The organism is Paenibacillus oleatilyticus (assembly GCF_018998565.1).
Lineage (GTDB): Bacteria > Bacillota > Bacilli > Paenibacillales > NBRC-103111 > Paenibacillus_G > Paenibacillus_G oleatilyticus.
Genome location: NZ_JAHNZO010000035.1, coordinates 38,194 through 58,226, shown reverse-complemented (window position 1 = coordinate 58,226; position 20,033 = coordinate 38,194). Strand labels below are relative to the sequence as shown.

Sequence of the window (20,033 nt, the reverse complement as noted above, 5' to 3'; positions counted from 1 at the left end):
TATATTGAACGAAAAGGTGGAACATTTTGAACAACCGCTTACATTACCATTTGTTGTCAGCCTTTGACCGATCCGGCCGTAATCCCTTCGATAATAAACCTCTGCATCGCCAGGAAGAAAGCAACGATTGGGATGACACCGAGTACGAGCGCGGCCAGCGCCATATCCCACTGCTTCGTATATTGGCCGAAGAACGAATACGTGGCCAGCGGAATCGTCCGCAGATCCGGGCTGTTCAGCACGAGCAGTGGCAGCAGGAAGTCGTTCCAAATCCACAAGCTGTTGAGCAGAATAATCGTAACGCTCATCGGCTTCAGCAGCGGAAAAATAATTTTCCAGAACACGCCGTAGGGCGTGCAGCCGTCCACGGTCGCAGATTCCTCGATTTCCCGGGGAATAGCCTTGACGAAGCCGTGATACAAAAATACGGTCATCGAAATCCCGAAGCCGAAATAACAGAAGATCAGTCCGAGCTTGCTATCCATCAAGCCCACCTCGCTTGCCACTTTGACGAGCGGGATCATGATCGATTGGAACGGGATAACCATCGCCGCCACGAAGGCCAGGAACAGCAGATTGTTGAACTTCGAGGGAAACCGCACCAGCCGGTAAGCGGCCATGGAGCCGATCACCACAAGCCCCAGATTGCTGAAAACGGTAATAATCAGCGAGTTCGTAAATACTTTCGGAAATTTCATGATGCCCCATACTTTGACGTAGTTGTCGAAGTTGATCGATTTCGGCAAGTTCGCCGAATTGACCAGCAGATCCCCGAACGATTTCATCGAGTTGACGATAACGAAATAGAACGGCACCAAGAAAAGCAGGGCAAGCACAATGGCTAACAGCTCCAGGGCGAAGGTGCGCAGATTATAGCTTTTGGACGCTTCCATTAGACTTCAACCTCCTTTTTCTTCGTGAGGGACACTTGAACGAGCGTAATGAGTGCCACCACGATGAAGAAAATAAAGGCCTTCGCCGTTCCTAAGCCGTAGCGGTTGTTGCGGAACGCTTCTTCATAAATATTGAGCGCCACGGACTGCGTCGAGTTGAACGGTCCGCCCTGCGTCAACGATACGTTCAGATCGTACATTTTGAACGCCCAGGAGATCGTCAGGAACAAGCAGACGGTAACCGAAGGCATGATCATCGGGATCGTAATATGGCGCAGCGCCTGCCAGCGGGTGGCCCCGTCGATGGTCGCCGCTTCCGTCAGCTCCTTCGGCACGTTCGCCAAGCCGGCGATGTAAATGACCATCAAGTAACCGGCCGTTTGCCATACGCTTACAATAATGAGTCCCCAGAACGCCGTCGGGGCATCTCCGAGCCACGGGAGCTGGAAGAAGGCGATTTGGGTCAGCTCGCCGATGGTCGAGAACCCTTTAATGAAAATAAACTGCCAGATGAACCCGAGCAGCAGCCCGCCGATGACGTTCGGCAGGAAGAAGACCGTCCGCAGCACGTTCCGCGTTTTGAGCGCCTGGGACAGCAGCAGCGCCAGCCCGAAGCCGAGCAGGTTCGCGAGAATGACGTTCGTCACGGTGAACCGCGTCGTAAACCAGAACGCTTTATGGAAATCTTTATCCGTCGTCAGGATTTGTTTAAAGTTGTCGAGGCCGATCCATTTGACGTTCGACGTGACCCCGTTCCATTCCGTGAACGAATAATACATGCTCATGAGAAACGGAACAAGGACAATGAGGCTGAAGAACAGAAAGGCCGGGCCGACAAAGACGGTTTGCTGGAGCATGCCGGATAGCCGCTGTTTCGCTTTCATGGATTTTCCCCCTTTATTTCTTACAATTCGCAGGCCAAGCTGAAAGTATACCCCCAGTATATAAGCCTCCAAAAGTAAAGAACACGCATTCTGGTGACGTATCAGGTGGAATTTATTGACCTCAACTGGTACAATAATGGCGCCGACATTTGCGTGGAGGGAATCGCGATGATCCGTAACAGCATCCGGAATAAACTGATTATGTTTTTGCTTGCGGCCACCATACTGCCGATTTCCACTTCCATCGTCATGACGTACTATTTTACGAAGCAAAATATTACCCGGGAGACGCTCCAGACGAATTCCAACTTGATCTATCAAGGCAAGACGAACATTATCAATTATTTGAACGGCATTCATCAGGCCTCCCTCACGGTATATAACGACATTGATTTTTATGAAGCGATTGAAGCCGGGGCCGCCGACTACACGAGCCGCAACGAGATCGTCCGGGGGCTGCAGAGCATCGCCAACGCCGTGAAGGATATCCAGCAGGTATACCTGTACATCGCCGAAACGGATAAATCGTACCTGTGGACGCAAGGGAACATTTACCGCAACGAAACGACCGGGAAGAAATTCATTCCTCCCGTCAGCCGGACGTGGGATGTCACTTTGGAGCCGACGCACCCGAGCCATTTGTACGGAACGAGCGGCTTCGGTCCGGTGCCTCCGGCGCCCGCGATCAGTCTCCACCGGAAAGTTGTCAATGCCGTGACCATGAAAAACTTCGGCATTTTATCGATTGACTTTAACTTGAACATGCTCTCTTCCATCTGCGAGCAGCTTTATCAAAAAGGAGAAGAGCAGCTTTACATTTTGGACAAGCAAGGTCGGGTCGTGTACGGCCCCGGGCCGGCCGGAATGCAGATCGACGAGCCTTGGGTGACCCACCTGCTCGGCTTGTCCGAACCGAGCGGAAGCTTCGAAACGGACAGCAGCGAATTCAAAGGCATTCAAATGTACGAGCGCATGACGACGCCTTATATGGAATGGACGCTCGTTAAGCGCATTCCATACGACCGGCTGTACAGCAACGCCAGACAGCTGACCGAAATCAATACGCTGATTTTGATCGGGTTCCTTGTGGTGGTCATTTCCGCCACGCTGTACATTTCGTTCCGCTTTACCGCGCCGATCAAAAAGCTGATCGGATATATCGGAAAAATTCAATCCGGCAACATGCAGGTCGATATTCACGTCAAAGGAAACGACGAGTTCGGCATTCTCGCGAATCGCTTCCGCATCATGATGCAGACGATCAACAATTTGATCACGCAGGAGTACAAGCTGGAGCTGGCCAACAAGACGAATCAGCTGAAGGCGCTGCAGGCGCAAATTAACCCGCACTTCTTGTACAACTCGCTGCAGTCGATCGGAACGCTTGCCTTGCAGCACGATGCGCCGCGAATTTATTCGCTTCTGTCGTCGCTGGCCAAAATGATGCGCTACAGCATGAATACCAGCGTTGCCATCGTTCCGTTTGACAGCGAAGTAAAGCATGTCCGCTCCTATATGGAGCTGCAGATGCAGCGTTTTGAACATCAATTAACCGTGGAATACGACATTGACGCAGACACCCTCCAGGTCCCCGTGCCCAAGATGATCCTGCAGCCGATCGTGGAAAACTACTTTAAGCATGGCTTCGACTCGGGACAAAATGCGGGAAAACTGCTGATCGCGAGCCGCGTGGCGGAAGACGGGCGCATGGAAGTGACGGTGGCGGACAACGGGAAAGGGATGGCGGAGGAAGAGCTGCAGCGCCTGAATGCGCGACTCGGTTCGCCGTCCGAGCATCTGCAGGAAGAAGACAGCATCGGTCTGATCAATGTGGTATCGCGTCTGCGGCTCTATTACAACCATGAAGCAGACATGAGGATCGAGCATCACAAGCCTTACGGCGTCAAGGTAACGATCCTTATGCCCATGCATATGAAGGAGAACGGGGAGCTATGAAAGCCATCATCGTCGATGATGAAAAGCACGTGCGGGAAGCGATCAAGCTGCTCGTCCGATGGAGCGACTTCGGCATCGATCAGGTGCTGGAAGCCCAGGACGGGCTGGACGCCGTCCGCCAAATCGAGGAGCATCGGCCGCAGCTCATCTTTACGGACATGATGATGCCCGTCAAGAGCGGCATGGAGCTGATGGAATGGCTGCAAGGCCAATACCCGTCCGGAAAAACGATCGTCATCAGCGGGCACGACGAATTCGAGCTCGTCCGGCACGCCGTTCAATACGGGGGCGTCGATTACATCTTGAAGCCCATCGATCACGAGCAATTGGCGGCCGCGGTGGAGAAGGCGGTGTCCTCCATCCGGCGCGAAGAATCGGATCGCCGCCTGCAGCAGGCGCGAAATATCGAGATGAATCAGCTCAAGCCGGTCTATTGGGACAAAATTTTGTCCAACCTGCTGACCGAACCGAAGCTGTACTTCCAGCACGCCAAAGCGTTGGACGCGGAGTTTGGGCTCGGACCTTCGGTAAAAGAATGCCGGATCGCCATCTTGAGTCTGGATACGATGAGCCTCAGCTTCAAGGACAAGTTTATGGCCGATTACGAGCTGCTCTTTTTCTCGCTCACAAACATCTGCAACGAGCTGCTGTCCGCGCGCGCGTCCGGAGGTCCCCGGCTAGGCATTGCCTACCGGTATTGGAACAGCGACACTGAAGCGATCCTGCTGCTCTATGGCGGCCTGGACCAGACGCAAGCATTGCTCGAACGCATTCGGGAAGGGATCCGGGACACGGTCCGCAGTTGCTTCGATACGGGCGTTAGCCGGGTGCATCCGTTCCCCGAAGGACTGACAGCCGCTTATCTTGAAGCCCGGCAGGTGCTTCGCAGACGGAATCTGCTGATCCGGGAGAAGCGCACGCTGATCGCCGGACCCGCAGCGGCGGCGACAAGCAGCCGGCAGCTTTCTTTTACGGATTACGCCGAACCGATCCGGCTCTCGGTGCAGAGCGGCAGCGAGGAGCAGATCCGCCGCGCGGTTGCCGCGTGGTTCGCGGACGTGCGCAAGCTGGATTATATCGACATGGAGCAGCTCGAGCATTGGTGGCACGAATACAATGTCGTGCGCAGCCGCTGGCTGTCCGAGCTGTTCGAGGGCGACGGGCTCCGCGGCGAGGAGGAGCACAGCGCACCTTTCATCGTTCCTCTGGACGAGGAAGGCTTTCTGTCCCTCGACCGCTGGGAGCAGCAGCTCGTCCGCAGCTTGTCCGAGCTTTCGCGGCTGCTGCTGTCGCATCAGCGGCAGGACAGCAACGTTATTTTTGAAATTGCCAAGTTTATTCAAAATCATTACCATCAGGACATTACATTGCAGGAAATCGCCAACCATTTTTACTTGAGTCGTGAATATATTTCCCGTAAGTTCAAGCAGGAATTTCATGTGAATTTATCCGATTACATCAGCGGCATCCGCATCGATAAGGCTAAGCTGCTGCTTTTGAACCCGAATCTTCGCATTTCCCAGATCGCCGCCATGGTCGGCTACGACGACGAGAAATATTTCAGCAAAGTGTTCAAGAAAACGGTTGGCGTCTCCCCTAACGAGTACAGGAAGGTGAACCAACCATGAGTATGCAGATCGAGCCGGCGGGACAACCGTCCGCTCCGCGCAACGTCAAGCCGAGAAAACCGACGAGGAAAACGTATCTGATTCTGGCGCTGGTCTGGGCCGTACTTGTCGGCTCGGGCGCATGGGGCGCCAAGCTTTATACCGATCATTTGAAGCGGCAGCTCAAGGAAGAGCTCGCCGCTCAAACGAATGAGCAGCTTGCCGCCGTGCAGGAGCAATACCAGAAGCAGATCGCCGAGCTTAAAGATAACATGACCGGCGAAATGGCCAAGCTGCAGACGAAGGTCGATGCGGTGAACGAGCTGCTCGCCTTTACTAAAGACAGCGCCAGCAGCAAGACGGACAACAGCAACCAGCTCTATACGCAGCTTGCCGAAGTGAAAAACAAGCTCGAAGACTTGAAGAAGCAGCTGGATGCGCTGCAATAGATTGCACGGACGAAAGGACAGTGAACTCCGAAAGCCATGATTCCGATTCAACATATTAACCGGACGATGCTGCTGGTGTGCGCGCCGTTTATCGGTTTGCTGCTGTTTCTGCTTATCGCGGGCGTTTCGGTCGAGCTATCCCCATTCGCCGGGGCTCCCGGCGCTTCGTGGAAAGCCGGCGATGACTGGCAGAACGTCCTTGCCAAGCTGGACAAAACAAAGGCCGACGCGGCGCAAACCCGGTCGACGATCGAGAAATACTACGAGCTGTACTCCAAAAGCTCGGCCGAAGCTGCCGCAATGACACAAACGGCGGAATCGGCGGCTGCGCGCCCGGCGGCCATCTTCGATTCGCGGATCGGCGCCAAGCTCGGCGGCAAGGTCAACCGCGCCACGACAACGTCCAACGTCGATCTGAAATTATATACGTTTACGGAACCGAGGTATAAAGGCTACGCGCTCAAAGTGGATCTGAAAACGGACAAAGGCATGAAAATGGTGCTGGGAAAAGACAAGGTCGGGGGCAGCGAAACGACGATGGAAGCGGTACGCCGCTATGGCGCTGTCGCCGGGATCAATGCCGGAGGCTTCGCCGATGACAACAAAACCGGCAAGCGGTTCCCGCTGAGCACGACGGTGCTCGGAGGCAAGTATGTCTACGGCTTCGAGCCGACGTTCGAGGATCTGGCGTTCATCGGGATCAGCACCGATCGGAAGCTGATCGGCGGCAAGTTTTCGCGACAAGAAGATTTGGACAAGCTGAAGCCGTCCTTCGGGGCGACATTCGTGCCGATCCTACTCCAGGACGGGAAGAAGCAGAACATTCCGAATCAGTGGCTGACCTCCCCGGCCCGTGCGCCGCGGACGGTGGTCGGCAGCTTTAAGAACGATCAGTTGCTCTTTATGGTGACGGACGGCAACGACGAAAACGGCCATTCCGGCGCCACGCTGCCGGAGCTTCAGGACAAGCTGGTCGCACTCGGCGTCAAAGACGCCTACAATCTGGACGGGGGCGGATCGTCAAGCTTGATCTATGACGGACAGGTGATCAACCGGCCGTCCGATGCCGGAGGGCGCCTGCGGCCGCTGGCGACACACTTCTTGTTTTTCAAGTAAAATTCACATATTTAGCGTTTTCTTTTGCCAATGGGTTGGTTATAATATAGGCGGGAGGTGCTGAGTAAATGTCAGTCACATTTTGGATCGTTATCGTGGTTTTTCTTCTGTTCATTGTCTCGATGCTTACAGCCGCATACAATGATGACAAAACCAAGGGACTTTAATCATACGCTTCCCTTCGCCTGCGGGTTGAGAGATGCGGCTTCCGGATCAATCAAGGTTCGTTACAGCACCTGATTGCATTTGCGGCCGGCATCTTTCAACCCGTTTTCATACTCCGCAGATACAATTTGTATCTATCACTATAAAAAAATAGAACCATCGGCTAACGTGTGTCTTCATTCTCCGCATCGGGCTGCGAAGTCTGGTCAAGGGGGATCGGACTGCTGCCGAACTTTTGCCAATCGAGCGGATTGAGTCCAAGCTGCCTCATTACTTCACGGATCTCCAAATGTATAACGGTTTCATCTCCAGTAGTCATTTCGATTCGCTCCATCCTGACAAGTCCACCTCTATATGGTTTTAGTATGATTTTGTATGAGCTTGACCGAAGAGTGTATTCATTCCTTACTTGGCATTCTAGCACAGCGAGCGTTACAGAATGGTTACAAAACCAAAAGAATTCATAAATTTTCCCCTAGCTTTATTAAATTTTGGCTAAACATTTGATATAATATCCAAAGACCTAGTCCTATTAGACTAATTTAAATGAAAATTTGAATCCCATAGGGGGACTTTGGACTTATGTCGTTTTTCATTTCCGCCGATTCTCTGATGTATTACGAGCATTACGAATGCCCCGCCAAGGGAGCGAAAACTTTGGTTATGATCCACGGCGCCGGATTGAACTCTACCTTCTGGCAGTCCATTGTCCCGCTTCTCGAATGGCGCTATTCCGTCCTCTTGTACGATTTAAGAGGCCACGGACAAAGCAGCGAAGGACACCCGGACATTTCTTGGGAGCTGCTGACCGGAGAACTCCATGCTCTGCTGCGTTCGCTGCGATTAGACCGTGTCACCCTGCTGGGTCACGACTTCGGGGCGCACCTCGCCGTTCAGTTCGCATCGGCGTACGGCTCGATGGTTGAAAGCCTCATCCTGATCTCGCCATTTGCCCACCTTCCGCTTGCCTCGCTTCATAAAGAATACAAGCTGCGTGTTTCCCTTGCCAAGAAAGCAGCACGTCAGACGCTTGGGGAAGCGATGGCGAAGCGCATGTCCGTCAAGCACACGGATGCGGTCTTGACGCAGCGAATCGTGCAAGCCTTTGAACGGGTCCATCCCCCCACTTATGTTCAAATGGTGGAGCTGGCGATGAAGCCCCTATTTCCGAAAGATTATCTCGTCCTCCAAAAGCCTATACTGCTGCTCTCCGGCGAGCAGGACCCTGTCTTCACGCCGGCGCTGGCCGGTCTGACGCATGCGCAGCTGGAGTCGACGGGCTTCTTGGTCGTCCCCGACGCCTCGAGCCTGGTGTTCGTCGATCAGCCGATTTATGCGGCCGACTGGATCGATGCCTTTAGCCGCAAGCCGCTACCCGGGCAACGGAATAACGCCATCAACCGCGAGCTGCGGCAGCACGTGCAGCAATTGACCAAACAGGGCTACGAGCAATGGGACGGAAACCGGATACGCATCCGCTGCTTGGGCAAGTTCGAAGTCTGGCTGAACGACCGGATCGTAACGGGCGGCTGGAATACCCGGTACGCCAAAAGCCTGCTGATCTATCTGGCCTTTCATCCCACCGCTACGCGGGAGCAGCTGTGCGAAGCTCTCTTCCCGGAAGTCGAGCATCCGAATGCGATGCGGAATTTGCGCGTCTACTTGAGTCATTTCTCCAAGCTGCTGGAGACGAATGATACGGACAAGCCGTGCCTGACGATCGGAAGAGATGTCGTCAAGCTTCATTATCTTGTCGATTGCGATTTAATGGAATTTCTGAACGATCTGCAGCAGGTCGCCGCAGAGCAGGATAGCGAGGTGAAATACGGGCTGTGCGAAGATTTGCTTAGCCGGCTCAGCGGCAAGCTCATGCCGGGATGCTACGATCCTTTTGCCTTATCGTTGAAAGAAAAAGTCGAGCAGCTATGGGAAGGCATCACCTTATGGGCGGCCGATTACTGCACGCTGACCGGAAAAAGCAGCCAAGCCATTCCATTCCTGCTTAGCGGGTTGCAGCACGGCTTGGCGGACGAAACCTTGTATTATGACCGGTTGATCGCCATTTATCAGAAAAACGGCAACACCAAAGAGCTGCGCAAGTGGGTCCGTAAAAAAAGAAACAGCCTGTCCGCGCCCCCGGCGGAGGAAAAGCTTTAAACGGCTTCCAGCAGACAAAAAAGCACGGCCGGCGTCCTTTTACGGAACGATCCGACCGTGCTTTGCCATTTGCGGGCTAACCCTGCGCAGCCGCGCGAATTACCCTTTTAACTGATGCATCTCGACCAGACATTCGGCGCAGATGTGTCTTTCCTTGAAATCACTCACTTGCTCCATTGAGCCGCAAAATACGCAGCGGGGACGATACCTCTCCAGAATGATATGATCACCGCTTACCAATATTTCAACAGGATCGCCTTCGTTCATTTGGTATCTTTTGCGCAGCGATTTCGGGAGTACAATTCTGCCGAGCTGGTCGACTTTTCTTACTACTCCTGCCGGTTTCATCATCAATTCACCTCACTTTCGCACGATTACGCTTGCCCTCCATATAGTTCGACGCTGATGTTAAAATTCCTTCCCATAATTGCGAGTTTTCTCCGTTGATTTCTATGAGTGTCGCATTTTCGTAACGAATGGGCAGGTTTCAGGACAATTCTGGAAATCCGGTCTGCCGGAGCGCTTCAAACAGAACGATCGCCGCGGCATTGGACAAGTTCAGCGAACGAACAGCGTCCGTCATCGGCAGCCGCATAAGCGAATCCGGGTGCTCGGCTAAAATCTCCGGGGCAAGCCCTTTCGTCTCTTTGCCGAAGACCAGAAAATCGCCATCTTGAAATGTCAAATCCGTGTAAACTTTAGAGGCCTTGGTCGTGGCAAAAAAGAAGCGGCCGTCCTTGTATTTGTCCTTCACTTCCTGAAACGAATCGTGATACTCCAGCTTGACGGCGTGCCAATAGTCCAGTCCCGCACGCTTGAGGGTCCGGTCGTCGGTATTGAAGCCTAGCGGACGAACCAAGTGCAGCCAAGTGCCGGTCGCGGCGCACGTTCTGGAGATATTCCCCGTATTGGCCGGAATTTCCGGCTCTACCAGTACGATATGAAAAGCCATGCTGCTCCGTTTTCCTCCTGTATGCCTCATTAATTTTACATACGTTTTACCTTTTCTTAATACGAAGATGATAGTGCTCTGAGATAATGAACTTATCCAAGCGACTACAAAGGAGACTATCCGAAATGATGAAGAAGAAAATTCTTGTCGTTGACGACGAACCTTCAATTTCGATGCTCATAGAATTCAACCTGAAGCTGGTCGGCTTCGAAGTGCACTGCGTCTATGACGGTGAAGCGGTATTCCAGGCGATTCAGCATTTCCGCCCCGATCTGATCGTGCTTGACCTGATGCTGCCCAAGATGGACGGCATTCAAGTGTGCCGCAAGCTGCGCGGCCAGAACAATCTCGTGCCGATCATTATGCTGACGGCGATGCAGGACTTGTCCGACAAAATCGCCGGGCTCGATAACGGTGCCGACGATTACATGACGAAGCCTTTCAGCCCGCAAGAGCTGATCTCGCGGATTCAAGCGATCCTGCGCCGCATCCAGACCCTGCCTTCCACAAGTCCGAACACGCCGGTCTCCATCGGTCAGATCGTCATTCAGCCCGATCAGCGGGAAGTGAAGGTCAAGGGCCAGCCGATCGAGCTGACGCCCAAAGAATTCGATCTGCTGCTCTTCCTGTGCAAGCACCGCGGCAAAGTGCTCAGCCGCCAGCAGCTGCTGCACGGCGTCTGGGATTATCATTTCCTTGGCGATACGCGGATCGTCGACGTGCATATCAGCCATTTGCGCGACAAGATCGAGACCAACGCCCGTAACCCTGAATATATCGTAACCATCCGCAACGTCGGTTACAAATTGGCCGAGCCCGCCATGAAAGAATCTTACGCCTAATATCCGATACAACGAGCGCCGCGCAGCTTGCCGCGGCGTTCTTGTCATATTCGGCGCCGTACAAAAAGCAGCCTTCGCTCGGCTTCATGCCGTGGCGAAAGCTGCCGGACGGGTCCGATTACCCGTTGCGTTTTTGGAAATCAACCATAAATTCGGCCAGCGCCGCACAAGCTTCGTAAGGAACCGCATTGTAAGCGGAAGCGCGAATACCCCCTACGCTGCGGTGACCGGCCAGACCGATGAAGTTGTTCTTCTCCGATTCCTTGACGAAGGCTTTCTCCAGCTCTTCGCTCGGCAGGCGGAACGTAACGTTCATGATCGAACGGCTGTCCGGGGCAATGTTTCCGGTATAGAATCCGCCCGATGCATCGATGACATCGTAGAGCAGCTTCGTCTTGGCGACGTTCTGCTTCTCCATCGCCTCTACCCCGCCGTTCTCCTTCACCCATTTCAGCATCAGGTTAACGACATAGATCGAATGTACGGGAGGCGTGTTATACAGCGACTGATTTTTGGCATGCGTCGTATAACGCAGCATGACAGGAACATGCTTCGGTTCTTCCTGGAGCAGATCGTCGCGGATAACCGCAACGGTTACGCCGGCAGGACCAAGGTTTTTTTGCGCCCCTGCATAGATCATCGCAAATTTATGGGCATCGATCGGACGGCTCAAGATGCCGCTGGTCATATCGCCAATCAGCGGAATGTCTCCGGTTTCCGGAATATCGGACCATTGCGAGCCTTCGATCGTATTGTTCGTTGTCATATGCACGTAAGCGGAGTTCGGATCGATCCGAATATCTCCTGCTTTCGGCAGGCTTCTCCAGTTCGTTTCTTTATTGGAGGCGGCGACGACCGCTTCCCCGACAATTTTGGCATCCTGATACGCCTTCTCGGAAAAGCTGCCCGTTACGAGGTAGCTCCCGACCTTGCCAGGCTTCAGGAAGTTGAGCGGAATCATGGAAAATTGCATGCTGGCGCCACCGCCCAAAAACAACACCTGATAGCCGGACGACAAACCGAGCAGTTCAAGCATCAGCTCTTGGGTTTCACGGTTCAGCGCTTCATATTCCTTGCTGCGGTGGGAGATCTCCGTCAGCGACATGCCGATGCCGTTGTAATCGACGAACGTTTCTTGGGCTTTCTGCAGCACTTCGAGCGGGAGCGCAGCCGGGCCGGGATTGAAGTTGTACGCGCGCTTGGACATGTTTAAAACCCCTTCGCTTTTCATATGATATGGTTATGATAGCAAAGGTTGCATTGCCGCATCAAGTGTAAGTTTCATGAACATCCGAAAGGAGAGAAGTCTCGTATGGAACCGTCCGACCGCCTGTTCGTCGCCGTTCCTGCTCCGCCGTCCGTGATCTCCTCCGCCGAGTCCTGGGTCCTGCGACTAAAGGACCGGTTCAGCTTCGCCAAATGGGTCCATCCTCAGGATTTGCATCTTACTTTGCAGTTTCTGGGCGACGTCGCACGGGACCGGACCGAACGAATCGCACAGGCGATCGCACAAGCGGTTAAGGACACGGCTCCCTTTTCGCTTCATTTTCAAGGCTTGGGAGTGTTCGGCAAACCGAACGCCCCGTCAGTGCTGTGGGCCGGGGTGCAGGGAGAAGTGGAAAAATTAGGACAGCTTCAACGCCGGATCGTGGACGCGATGGAGCCGCTGGGGTTCGCTGCGGAAAACTGTCCGTATAAACCGCATTTGACGCTGGCAAGAAAATTTACAGGTCCGGCCGGAAGCCATGCCGCAATGCTGGACGTTGCGCTGCCGGACGAATGGCAGACGCCTTGGCGGGTCGAGGAAACCGTGCTTTATCGCAGCCGCTTGGGCAGACGTCCGATGTACGAGCGTGTCGCCTCTTTACCTCTCGGCTGAAAGAACGCGAACAAACGGTGGGCTTGGCAGAGGCGAGGCAGCAGAACATCGTACCCTGAGGCGGGGCTAATCGCCGGTTAAGAGAGCGGCCTCGTCCGGCGGGACTGTCCCGTCGGGCGGAAGAATGATCTCCTCAATGGTCAAAAACTCCATGGCTTTCATCGGATTCATGCCTAACTGACGCAGCATATCTCGAATATCGAGCAATATGGTTTTGTCCATAGCTACCTCTCTCTCCAATGGTTATCCTCCGGGTCTCCCTTGTTCTATTTCTGTATTGTAACGGAATGTTCCTCATTTTTGATAGTCTAAATTGGCTATTTTATCGACACTAAAGAATTTTTTAGCGGGTCTGTCAAATCACGACAATAGGCGCATTTATGGTATATTTTGTCACTGGGCCTGGTCGTAAGTCACCGTTTGTCTCATCTTCAGCTGTACGACGATTTTGCGAAGCGACTCTTTGTTCAGGCCGAGCTCGTTCAGCTCCTGAATCAATTGAACCCATTCCTGGTCCAGCGTCTCGGGCTTGTCCCCCTGATCGTGCAAAATAAGCGTTTGTACGTTTACGCCGAGTACGGGCGCGAGCTTCCGCAGAAACTGGATGGACGGATTTGATTGCAAATCCCTTTCGATTGAACTCAAATAAGACTTGGCGACGCCGGCGCGGGCTGCAAGCTCCGTAAGCGACATACGTTTTTGATGTCGAAGGGACTGAATTCGTGCCCCGATCATGATTAATTCCTCCTTAATTTTCCCGAAGGCCGAGTTTTATAGTTCTAGTTCTATATTCATACTAATTGTATCATATTTTGATACGTTTTGTATCTTTATTTAAAAAATTTTATTATTTTTTGCCTATTGACCGCCACTTTTTTTTGAAATATGGTTCTTCACAAACTTTGCTACGTAATGTATAATCTAGTCAAGCTTGAATTCAACAGATTTCGACAAAAGTGATACCGAGACTAGTACATCGGCAATGTTTTGGAGGGAAATGGAAATGGTTAGAATCGGGGATAAAATCGCTCTGCTCCGCGAAAAGCATGCGCTCACTCAGGAAGAGCTTTCCAGTAAAATCAACATTTCGCGCGCTTCGCTCTCTCATTACGAGAAAAACCGCAGGGAGCCGGACTACGAAACCGTGGTCAAAATTGCAGATTTTTTCAAGGTATCCATCGATTACTTATTGGGAAGAACCGAGGACCCAAGAGTCGTACTGGAGCCGGAAGTACGGGCTTTCGTAGATAGTCTGGAGCTGTCCGACGAAAAGATTATCGACCGATTCTCCTTAACCGTAGACGGCATGAAACTGACTTTTGACGAGGCGAAGCGGTTCATCGCCTTCGTAAGGGCCGAAAGATCGCTCAGATAACGCTGCGAGCCTCCCCTCCTGTTAAGCAAGCAGCCTAGCTCGATCCTCATTTCCATCAAATCAGGTATACATGCGCCCCGCAATGGCAATAATGGACAATTGGGCGTCCTGCACGGTTCCCGGCGGCACCTTTATCATGGTTTCGTGCGGCTGGGCGATACGGACAATTGGGCAGAGGGCTGCTCCCGGACCGGATGATTACGCTCCGGACAACCCTTAATCTCGTCCAAAAAACGGTTGATTTTATCAGGGTGAATCCCAAGCTGCTTCATAGTGATACGAATATCAAGGGCAACGTTTCTGCTCATGACTCCAAATCTCTCCTGTACAAGGTTTGGGTATGGGAGGCACCCTGCTTCAAATCATTGTATTTGGAAAATCAGGGATAAGTTGCAATGGCATCTTGTATACTTATTGTATCATAAAACAGATACGAATTGTAACCCAATTTTTCTCTTTTCTTTGTCATTTGGTAACAAAATTCACCCAAAACAAGGAAGAAGCATCCTTCACAAATGTCGATACGTAATGTATAATTTAATTACTTCCTCACACAGTCTGGGAGCTTGACCCTTCGTTACGGACGTTCTTTATAAAAAACAGGCCCCGCTGTGACAAAAGAAGCAAACGCATTCAATTGGTCTGGGAAGTTTGCTCCTGAAACGGTTTACTCCGGATTGTATTTTCGTTATCGTTTAGGTACAACGACTCATTCGCCACAAATGGAAAGACCTAGAACGAAACATTTCGTCCTATCCGGAGGACTATCGTATACTTAAGATGATCGGGGTGAGAACAGTTGGGGCAAATTGGAAACCGCATCGCTGCATTAAGGGAAAAGCAAGGATTGACTCAAGAAGAGCTTTCCTTGAAACTCGATATTTCCCGCGCCTCCCTCTCTCATTATGAGAAGAACCGCCGGGAACCCGACTACGATACCCTGGTGAAAATCGCCAATCATTTCAAAGTATCGATCGACTATTTGCTTGGCCGGACTCAGGACCCGGAGATGGTGCTGGATCAGCAGGTCAGACAATTCGTCGACAGTCTGGAGCTGTCGGACGAACGAATTTTGCAGCATTTTACGCTTACGATTGACGGAAAACAGCTCACGCCGGAGGAAGCCAAGCGGTTCATCGCCTTTGTCCGTGCAGAGCGGTCCTTTTAAGCATTTTAAATAAAGCCCCAGGCTCATGCCTGGGGCTCCGCTATGTTCCGCGAGCCTGCTATTCGTTATCCCGCTTCGGACCCTTTAAAAAATATTCGGTCACAATCCTGGCCCATATTTCATAGCCCTCATCGTTGGGATGTGTGGCATCGCTCATCACTTGGTCCAGATTCATTTTATTTTTAGCGAGAGTCTCGTTCATTTCCTTATAAATATCGATATATTCCCAGCCGTTTTTCTCGATAAACGCTTTGGTGCCTTCAATGTAATCCTCGTACGTAAGCCCCGCCTTATTCTTGACTTCTCCGTGTCTTCTGGGGTTAGGAGACAACAAAACAATTCTGCTTTCCGGCAAGCCCTGCTTTAGCTGGTTCACAATCGTTTCAATGTTTTTATTTGTCGTTTCAATCGTTATATTTTGCAGGTAATCGTTCAATAGGCTTGTCTCAAAAAGAACTACGGTCGGCTTTTGGCGAATAATACGGTCGGGAATGTTATGGTCGAGCAAATTTTGGGTGGAAAAACCGTTAATTCCCCCGTTGTTGAATTGCAAGCCGCTTAACCCCGGCTGCTTTTTCAAAGCCTGCACCAGCCGACTGACCCAATTCTTCTCTTTCTGCGAGGCTCCCATGCCCCCTGTAACGCTGCTCCCCATCGTAGATATCGACAAGGCTTTGTTATGTGCCGCTTCATATTCCAGCGTCTTGACCACGGGAGAAATTTGACGGCAGGCGGTTCGATGGGCCAAAAAATATTCAGGATTGGTGCAACCTGTGGAGTTACTCATGTCTAACGAGGATATCCCGGCAAACAATAGGATGGTTAAACTTTTAATGAAATCCAGTAGATTCATTCTGCGGCCTCCACTTCTCTTGTTGTCCCATGGATCATGATGGTTCCAGCTCTATACTAAAGTTATCGATTATATGCGAATTCGTATATTCCCCGGTGCTTGCGCTGAAACCGATAGCCCGCAATGGATCCGCTCCATCGACAGCTTCGGAAAGCACCTTCACCCGGTCCAGCAGGACGACCAGCTTTTCGCCGGTAAATTTGATTTCCACGTCATGCCAATTATAATCTTCCGTCTTCACGGTTTCAAACGAAGCCAGTTTATTGGTAATGTCTCGTTTCACCAAGGCGATATAATTGCCCGCCGGATCATTTAATTCGGGATTGTAAAAATTATCGAAAATCACGGCGTAGCCTTCCGCCGGCTCAAAACCCAAATATCCTCCGGAAGGCACCGCTTCCGACGATCCCGCTACCCACAAAAAAGCAAGACCGTCTCCTCCCGTGCCTCCCCCGGCCTTATAGCGGAAGGAGACCTTCCACCGGCCGGTCACATTCGTCTTGAGCCACGCGGCTCCCGCCGAATTCGGATTTGGGGTCGTTAAAACCATCGTCCCTTCTCCCCGGAAGGCCGTTCCCCGATAGCTCCATAACCCGCTATCTTCCTCATACGTATCCACAATCAATGGAATACGCGTGCCCGTATTCCTTGCTCCGGGCGAAGCCGGCAAATCGTCGTATTTCAAGAGCGGCACAGGGTGTCCGGACTCTTTCTGTGCAAATAATACCATCATTAAAATTGTAATCGGGAACAAAAGGATAAGTTTTCGTCTCAAGTAGGTTTGCTCCCTTCTGGTTGACGACGGCTTTGTTTATTTTTCGGCAGCCATATGCTTGCTCAAAATGTTTTCCCCGGCTTCCTCCGGAATATTTAATAGCTGCAGTAAGCGCTTGGACTCCAGATACAGTTTATGATTGTCCTTGGAAATTCGTAAGCAGGAGCAGACGAGCTCATAATCGATATTCAAATATTCCGCAAGCCGCTTGTATATTTTCACATCGTAGGTTTTACTATCCTGGCATTCCGTACAGACAAAACTGACCGCGTAATTGGTCCCTTTCCCCGATTCCTCGTCCGTTTCAAAGAAAAACACTTTCTTGATCTGATTGCCGCAGCTACAAATCATGTTCCATATCTCCTATGCACAACAATATGCATTGATTGTTTATTTAAATGCATAGCCGGACGATCTCTGTCCAGGTCGTGCACAGCTCGACTGTATTCTCTTCAAAAGCTCCGGTGCCGTTCTGGATTTCGATCAGCTCAAGATCGGTCAGCGCGCGAAGGCTGTGTCTCGTTCCGGCCGGAATCCGGATGACATCGCCTGCCTGAATCGGCTGAAGCCGCTCATCGAGGATCATTTCGCCTGTACCGGAAAGCACGGTCAGCACTTCGTCATGCGTGCGATGAACCTGATAGCTGTGATGCTTACCGGCCAAGATGCACAGCCGTCGGGTTAACGCCTTGTGGCCGTTCTCGCCAAGTACGCAATCCAAGATTCTATATTTTCCCCAAACCCTTTCCTCATACATGGGGGGCTGTTCGATCGATTTGATGATATCTTTGATCTTCGGAGTCGATTCCTTGCTCGCCACAAGAATTCCGTCCGGACTTGCGGCAACGACCACATCCGGCACATCCAGCACGGTAACGGGAATGTTCAGCTCGTTGACCAAATGCGTATTGTGACTGGCGTCCGTCATGATTCCCGTGCCGATAATCGGCGTACTCATCTCTTCCGTCAGCGTATTCCAGGTGCCCAGGTCTTTCCATACCCCATCGTACGACAGCATCGCGATATTTTTAGTTTTCTCGACAACTTCATAATCGAAGCTGATTTTGTCCATTTTCCCGTACTGCCGGGCCAATTCCTCATACTGGATGGGCAGGCCTTTTTTAATCAACAGCGTGATGATGAAGTCGAGCTTAAACGCGAAGATCCCGCAATTCCAAAGCGCGGATTGGCCAATAAGCTCAGCCGCTTTGCTTTGCGTCGGCTTTTCTTGGAAGCTGGCCACTCGCATGAACGGTTCGCTGCTGTCCGTGCTCGGCTCCGGCACGATATACCCGTATTTTTCGGACGGAAAAGTCGGCTTTACCCCCATGAGCGCCAAGTCCGCCTTTGATTCCCGCAGTACATCCTCCAGCTTCTTAATATGCTCGAAGAACGGATCTTCCACGTAAGGATCGACGGGAAGAATCGCTACGCATTCTTCAAGGCTGACGCTTTCCACGGAGTACAAATAAACGGCGGCCAGAGCGATCGCCGGAAACGTATCCCGTCTCTCCGGCTCGATGATCAGGGGTACCTGCTCGCCGATCTGGCTTTGCAAAATTTCCCGCTGCACTTTTCCCGTGGCCACGTAGGCGGACTGATCGATATCGGCGTTTTTCAGCTGCCGCCATACCCGTTCAACCATCGATTCGAGCTGCCCTTCGTCGTTGCGCAGCACCTTCAAAAATTGCTTCGACCTCGTATCGTTCGATAACGGCCACAGACGCTTGCCGGAGCCTCCGGACAATAAAATGTATTTCATGACAAGCACATCCTTTTCATGGTATCGTTTTGCTCGCCCGCGGTTCGCAGCAGCACCTCGTTCACGTGATTTGCCGCATGATTCCACGTATATTTGGACAGCACAAAGTTGCGGCAGACCTCTGAAGCAGGCCATGTCTCCCGCTCCCGGTACAGACGAACCAGCCCTTCGGCAATGGCGTCGGCGCTCGTATCCTTGAATAAAAACCGGGAGTCGAACGGCGTCAAAATTTCCTTGTTCCCTCCGATGGGCGTCGCTACCACCGGTACGCCGCTGGCGAGAGCCTCAATGGTGATCAAGCCGAAGCCTTCCAGCGCCTGGGTAGGAACAACGAACAAATCCGAGGATTGATAATACAAGGGGAGCTGATCCTCCGGCACATACCCTAGTAAACGAACATGCTGCTCAAGACCGTACTCGCGGATTTTCTCCTTCAATTCGTCGGCCAGCGGCCCCCTTCCGCCGATGAGCAGGAGACTGTTCGGCTCCTCAAGCACAACCGTTTTCCAGGCTTCCAGCAAGTTGAGCAAGCCCATCCGCTTGACCAAGCGTCTTACGGTCAATACGACAAACCGGTCGGAAGGAATGTTCAGCCCGGCTCTTGTCTTCTGCCGGTCGGAGGCCGGCTTGAAGTTATCGATATTGGTCGCTCCGGGTACAATTTCGATTTTGTCCAGCGGAATTCCATACGACTCGTGTAAAATGTCTTTAAAAAATTGGCTCAATACAATGAAGCGGTCGCCGAGCTGATATGTGCTCATCTCGATCTTCCGGGCCACCGAGTTTCTCAGCCGGTTGACCAAATCAAGCTTTTCCACGCCCAATTCGTTCGCCCACGGGCCGTGAAAGCTCATCACCACGGGAATATTCCGTTTCTTCGCTTCCAGAGCCGGACCCAGGGCATACGGCGAGAAATGCGTGTAAAGCACATCGATCGGACGGCTGTTCATAATGGCCGCCGCTTTTTTTCGGAAGGCCCATTGCCGCATCAGCATCATCTTATGGGGCTGCGTGGCCTGAATGATTTTGATTCCCTGATGCACGGGCTGTTCCGGGCTGCTCACCATGGCTTCCAGATCATGGATTTCGGAAAGCTTCTCGCATATCGAACGAAAATAAGTGTTTAATCCTCCTGGCTGATACACGGGCCATCCCATTCCCGTTGCCAATATTCGTAATATTGACATGCTGATCCCCCTA

23 protein-coding genes are annotated in these 20,033 nt (G+C 52.1%); 9 read left to right on the top strand and 14 right to left on the bottom strand.

The genetic code is table 11. From position 1 onward, the window contains the following. Positions 1-56: 56 nt before the first annotated feature. A complete protein-coding gene (locus KQX66_RS31005) occupies positions 57-893 on the bottom strand; it encodes a carbohydrate ABC transporter permease (RefSeq protein ID WP_010496311.1) in 837 nt (278 codons plus the stop codon). Next, positions 893-1,777 (bottom strand): carbohydrate ABC transporter permease, encoded by an 885-nt coding sequence (locus KQX66_RS31000; protein WP_216797302.1) that lies wholly within the window; start codon positions 1,775-1,777, stop codon positions 893-895. Before KQX66_RS31000 ends, KQX66_RS31005 begins: the two co-directional genes overlap by 1 nt. Positions 1,778-1,882: 105 nt before the next feature. Between KQX66_RS31000 and KQX66_RS38040 the strand changes: the two genes are divergently transcribed. From KQX66_RS38040 to KQX66_RS30980, 4 genes are read left to right on the top strand one after another with little or no spacing between them, the layout of a single operon-like run. Beyond that, positions 1,883-3,733, top strand: a complete 1,851-nt coding sequence (locus tag KQX66_RS38040; protein ID WP_216797299.1) for a cache domain-containing sensor histidine kinase — start codon at positions 1,883-1,885, stop codon at positions 3,731-3,733. Further along, positions 3,730-5,361, top strand: a complete 1,632-nt coding sequence (locus tag KQX66_RS30990) for a response regulator (protein ID WP_216797298.1) — start codon at positions 3,730-3,732, stop codon at positions 5,359-5,361. The genes KQX66_RS38040 and KQX66_RS30990 overlap by 4 nt, the downstream gene beginning before the upstream one ends. Next, positions 5,358-5,789, top strand: a complete 432-nt coding sequence (locus KQX66_RS30985; RefSeq protein ID WP_216797297.1) for a PilN family protein — start codon at positions 5,358-5,360, stop codon at positions 5,787-5,789. Before KQX66_RS30990 ends, KQX66_RS30985 begins: the two co-directional genes overlap by 4 nt. A gap of 36 nt (positions 5,790-5,825) precedes the next feature. Further along, positions 5,826-6,905, top strand: a complete 1,080-nt coding sequence (locus KQX66_RS30980) for a phosphodiester glycosidase family protein (protein WP_216797295.1) — start codon at positions 5,826-5,828, stop codon at positions 6,903-6,905. A gap of 328 nt (positions 6,906-7,233) precedes the next feature. Here the strand turns inward: KQX66_RS30980 and KQX66_RS30975 are convergent, their stop codons facing one another. After that, the gene (locus KQX66_RS30975; protein ID WP_216797293.1) at positions 7,234-7,404 is read right to left on the bottom strand and encodes a hypothetical protein; all 171 of its coding nucleotides are present in this window, start codon (positions 7,402-7,404) and stop codon (positions 7,234-7,236) included. A 248-nt stretch (positions 7,405-7,652) separates the two neighbouring features. Here KQX66_RS30975 and KQX66_RS30970 point away from each other — a divergent pair, with 248 nt between their 5' ends. After that, positions 7,653-9,227, top strand: coding sequence for an alpha/beta hydrolase (locus KQX66_RS30970; protein WP_216797290.1), 1,575 nt, complete (start codon positions 7,653-7,655; stop codon positions 9,225-9,227). A gap of 99 nt (positions 9,228-9,326) precedes the next feature. Here KQX66_RS30970 and KQX66_RS30965 read toward each other — a convergent pair whose 3' ends face one another. Continuing rightward, positions 9,327-9,575: an AbrB/MazE/SpoVT family DNA-binding domain-containing protein gene (locus KQX66_RS30965; protein ID WP_179223653.1), complete on the bottom strand. Its 249-nt coding sequence runs from the start codon at positions 9,573-9,575 to the stop codon at positions 9,327-9,329. Between the two features lie 139 nt (positions 9,576-9,714). Next, positions 9,715-10,179: a tRNA (uridine(34)/cytosine(34)/5-carboxymethylaminomethyluridine(34)-2'-O)-methyltransferase TrmL gene (gene trmL, locus KQX66_RS30960; protein ID WP_063181354.1), complete on the bottom strand. Its 465-nt coding sequence runs from the start codon at positions 10,177-10,179 to the stop codon at positions 9,715-9,717. Between the two features lie 125 nt (positions 10,180-10,304). On the opposite strand from trmL, the gene KQX66_RS30955 reads away from it, so the two are divergent. Next, complete coding sequence (locus KQX66_RS30955) at positions 10,305-11,021, top strand: response regulator (RefSeq protein ID WP_025851217.1); 717 nt, start codon at positions 10,305-10,307, stop codon at positions 11,019-11,021. A 118-nt stretch (positions 11,022-11,139) separates the two neighbouring features. Here the strand turns inward: KQX66_RS30955 and serC are convergent, their stop codons facing one another. Next, positions 11,140-12,228, bottom strand: coding sequence for a 3-phosphoserine/phosphohydroxythreonine transaminase (gene serC / locus KQX66_RS30950; protein WP_216797289.1), 1,089 nt, complete (start codon positions 12,226-12,228; stop codon positions 11,140-11,142). A 105-nt stretch (positions 12,229-12,333) separates the two neighbouring features. On the opposite strand from serC, the gene thpR reads away from it, so the two are divergent. Further along, entirely contained in the window at positions 12,334-12,900 is a 567-nt protein-coding gene (gene thpR / locus KQX66_RS30945; RefSeq protein WP_216797288.1) for an RNA 2',3'-cyclic phosphodiesterase, read from the top strand. Between the two features lie 66 nt (positions 12,901-12,966). On the opposite strand, the gene KQX66_RS30940 is transcribed toward thpR, so the two are convergent. Then, the gene (locus KQX66_RS30940; RefSeq protein ID WP_216797287.1) at positions 12,967-13,122 is read right to left on the bottom strand and encodes a hypothetical protein; all 156 of its coding nucleotides are present in this window, start codon (positions 13,120-13,122) and stop codon (positions 12,967-12,969) included. 171 nt (positions 13,123-13,293) lie between these two features. Further along, entirely contained in the window at positions 13,294-13,635 is a 342-nt protein-coding gene (locus KQX66_RS30935) for an XRE family transcriptional regulator (protein WP_216797286.1), read from the bottom strand. A gap of 268 nt (positions 13,636-13,903) precedes the next feature. On the opposite strand from KQX66_RS30935, the gene KQX66_RS30930 reads away from it, so the two are divergent. Then, positions 13,904-14,275 (top strand): helix-turn-helix domain-containing protein, encoded by a 372-nt coding sequence (locus KQX66_RS30930; protein WP_010496289.1) that lies wholly within the window; start codon positions 13,904-13,906, stop codon positions 14,273-14,275. 134 nt (positions 14,276-14,409) lie between these two features. On the opposite strand, the gene KQX66_RS30925 is transcribed toward KQX66_RS30930, so the two are convergent. Beyond that, complete coding sequence (locus KQX66_RS30925; RefSeq protein ID WP_216797285.1) at positions 14,410-14,583, bottom strand: hypothetical protein; 174 nt, start codon at positions 14,581-14,583, stop codon at positions 14,410-14,412. 491 nt (positions 14,584-15,074) lie between these two features. On the opposite strand from KQX66_RS30925, the gene KQX66_RS30920 reads away from it, so the two are divergent. After that, positions 15,075-15,443, top strand: coding sequence for a helix-turn-helix domain-containing protein (locus KQX66_RS30920; protein ID WP_010496287.1), 369 nt, complete (start codon positions 15,075-15,077; stop codon positions 15,441-15,443). Between the two features lie 58 nt (positions 15,444-15,501). Here KQX66_RS30920 and KQX66_RS30915 read toward each other — a convergent pair whose 3' ends face one another. From KQX66_RS30915 to KQX66_RS30895, 5 genes are read right to left on the bottom strand one after another with little or no spacing between them, the layout of a single operon-like run. Then, positions 15,502-16,296, bottom strand: coding sequence for an SGNH/GDSL hydrolase family protein (locus tag KQX66_RS30915; protein ID WP_216797284.1), 795 nt, complete (start codon positions 16,294-16,296; stop codon positions 15,502-15,504). Positions 16,297-16,330: 34 nt separating this feature from the next. Next, the gene (locus tag KQX66_RS30910; protein ID WP_216797282.1) at positions 16,331-17,071 is read right to left on the bottom strand and encodes an L-type lectin family protein; all 741 of its coding nucleotides are present in this window, start codon (positions 17,069-17,071) and stop codon (positions 16,331-16,333) included. A 36-nt stretch (positions 17,072-17,107) separates the two neighbouring features. Continuing rightward, on the bottom strand, positions 17,108-17,422 hold the full coding sequence (locus KQX66_RS30905) for a hypothetical protein (RefSeq protein WP_216797280.1): 315 nt from the start codon (positions 17,420-17,422) through the stop codon (positions 17,108-17,110). Positions 17,423-17,465: 43 nt separating this feature from the next. Next, positions 17,466-18,833 carry a sugar phosphate nucleotidyltransferase gene (locus KQX66_RS30900; protein WP_216797278.1) on the bottom strand — a complete coding sequence of 456 codons (1,368 nt, stop codon included), beginning with the start codon at positions 18,831-18,833 and terminating at the stop codon, positions 17,466-17,468. Further along, positions 18,830-20,020: a glycosyltransferase family 4 protein gene (locus KQX66_RS30895; RefSeq protein ID WP_253957549.1), complete on the bottom strand. Its 1,191-nt coding sequence runs from the start codon at positions 20,018-20,020 to the stop codon at positions 18,830-18,832. The genes KQX66_RS30900 and KQX66_RS30895 overlap by 4 nt, the downstream gene beginning before the upstream one ends. Between the last annotated feature and the right edge of the window lie 13 nt (positions 20,021-20,033).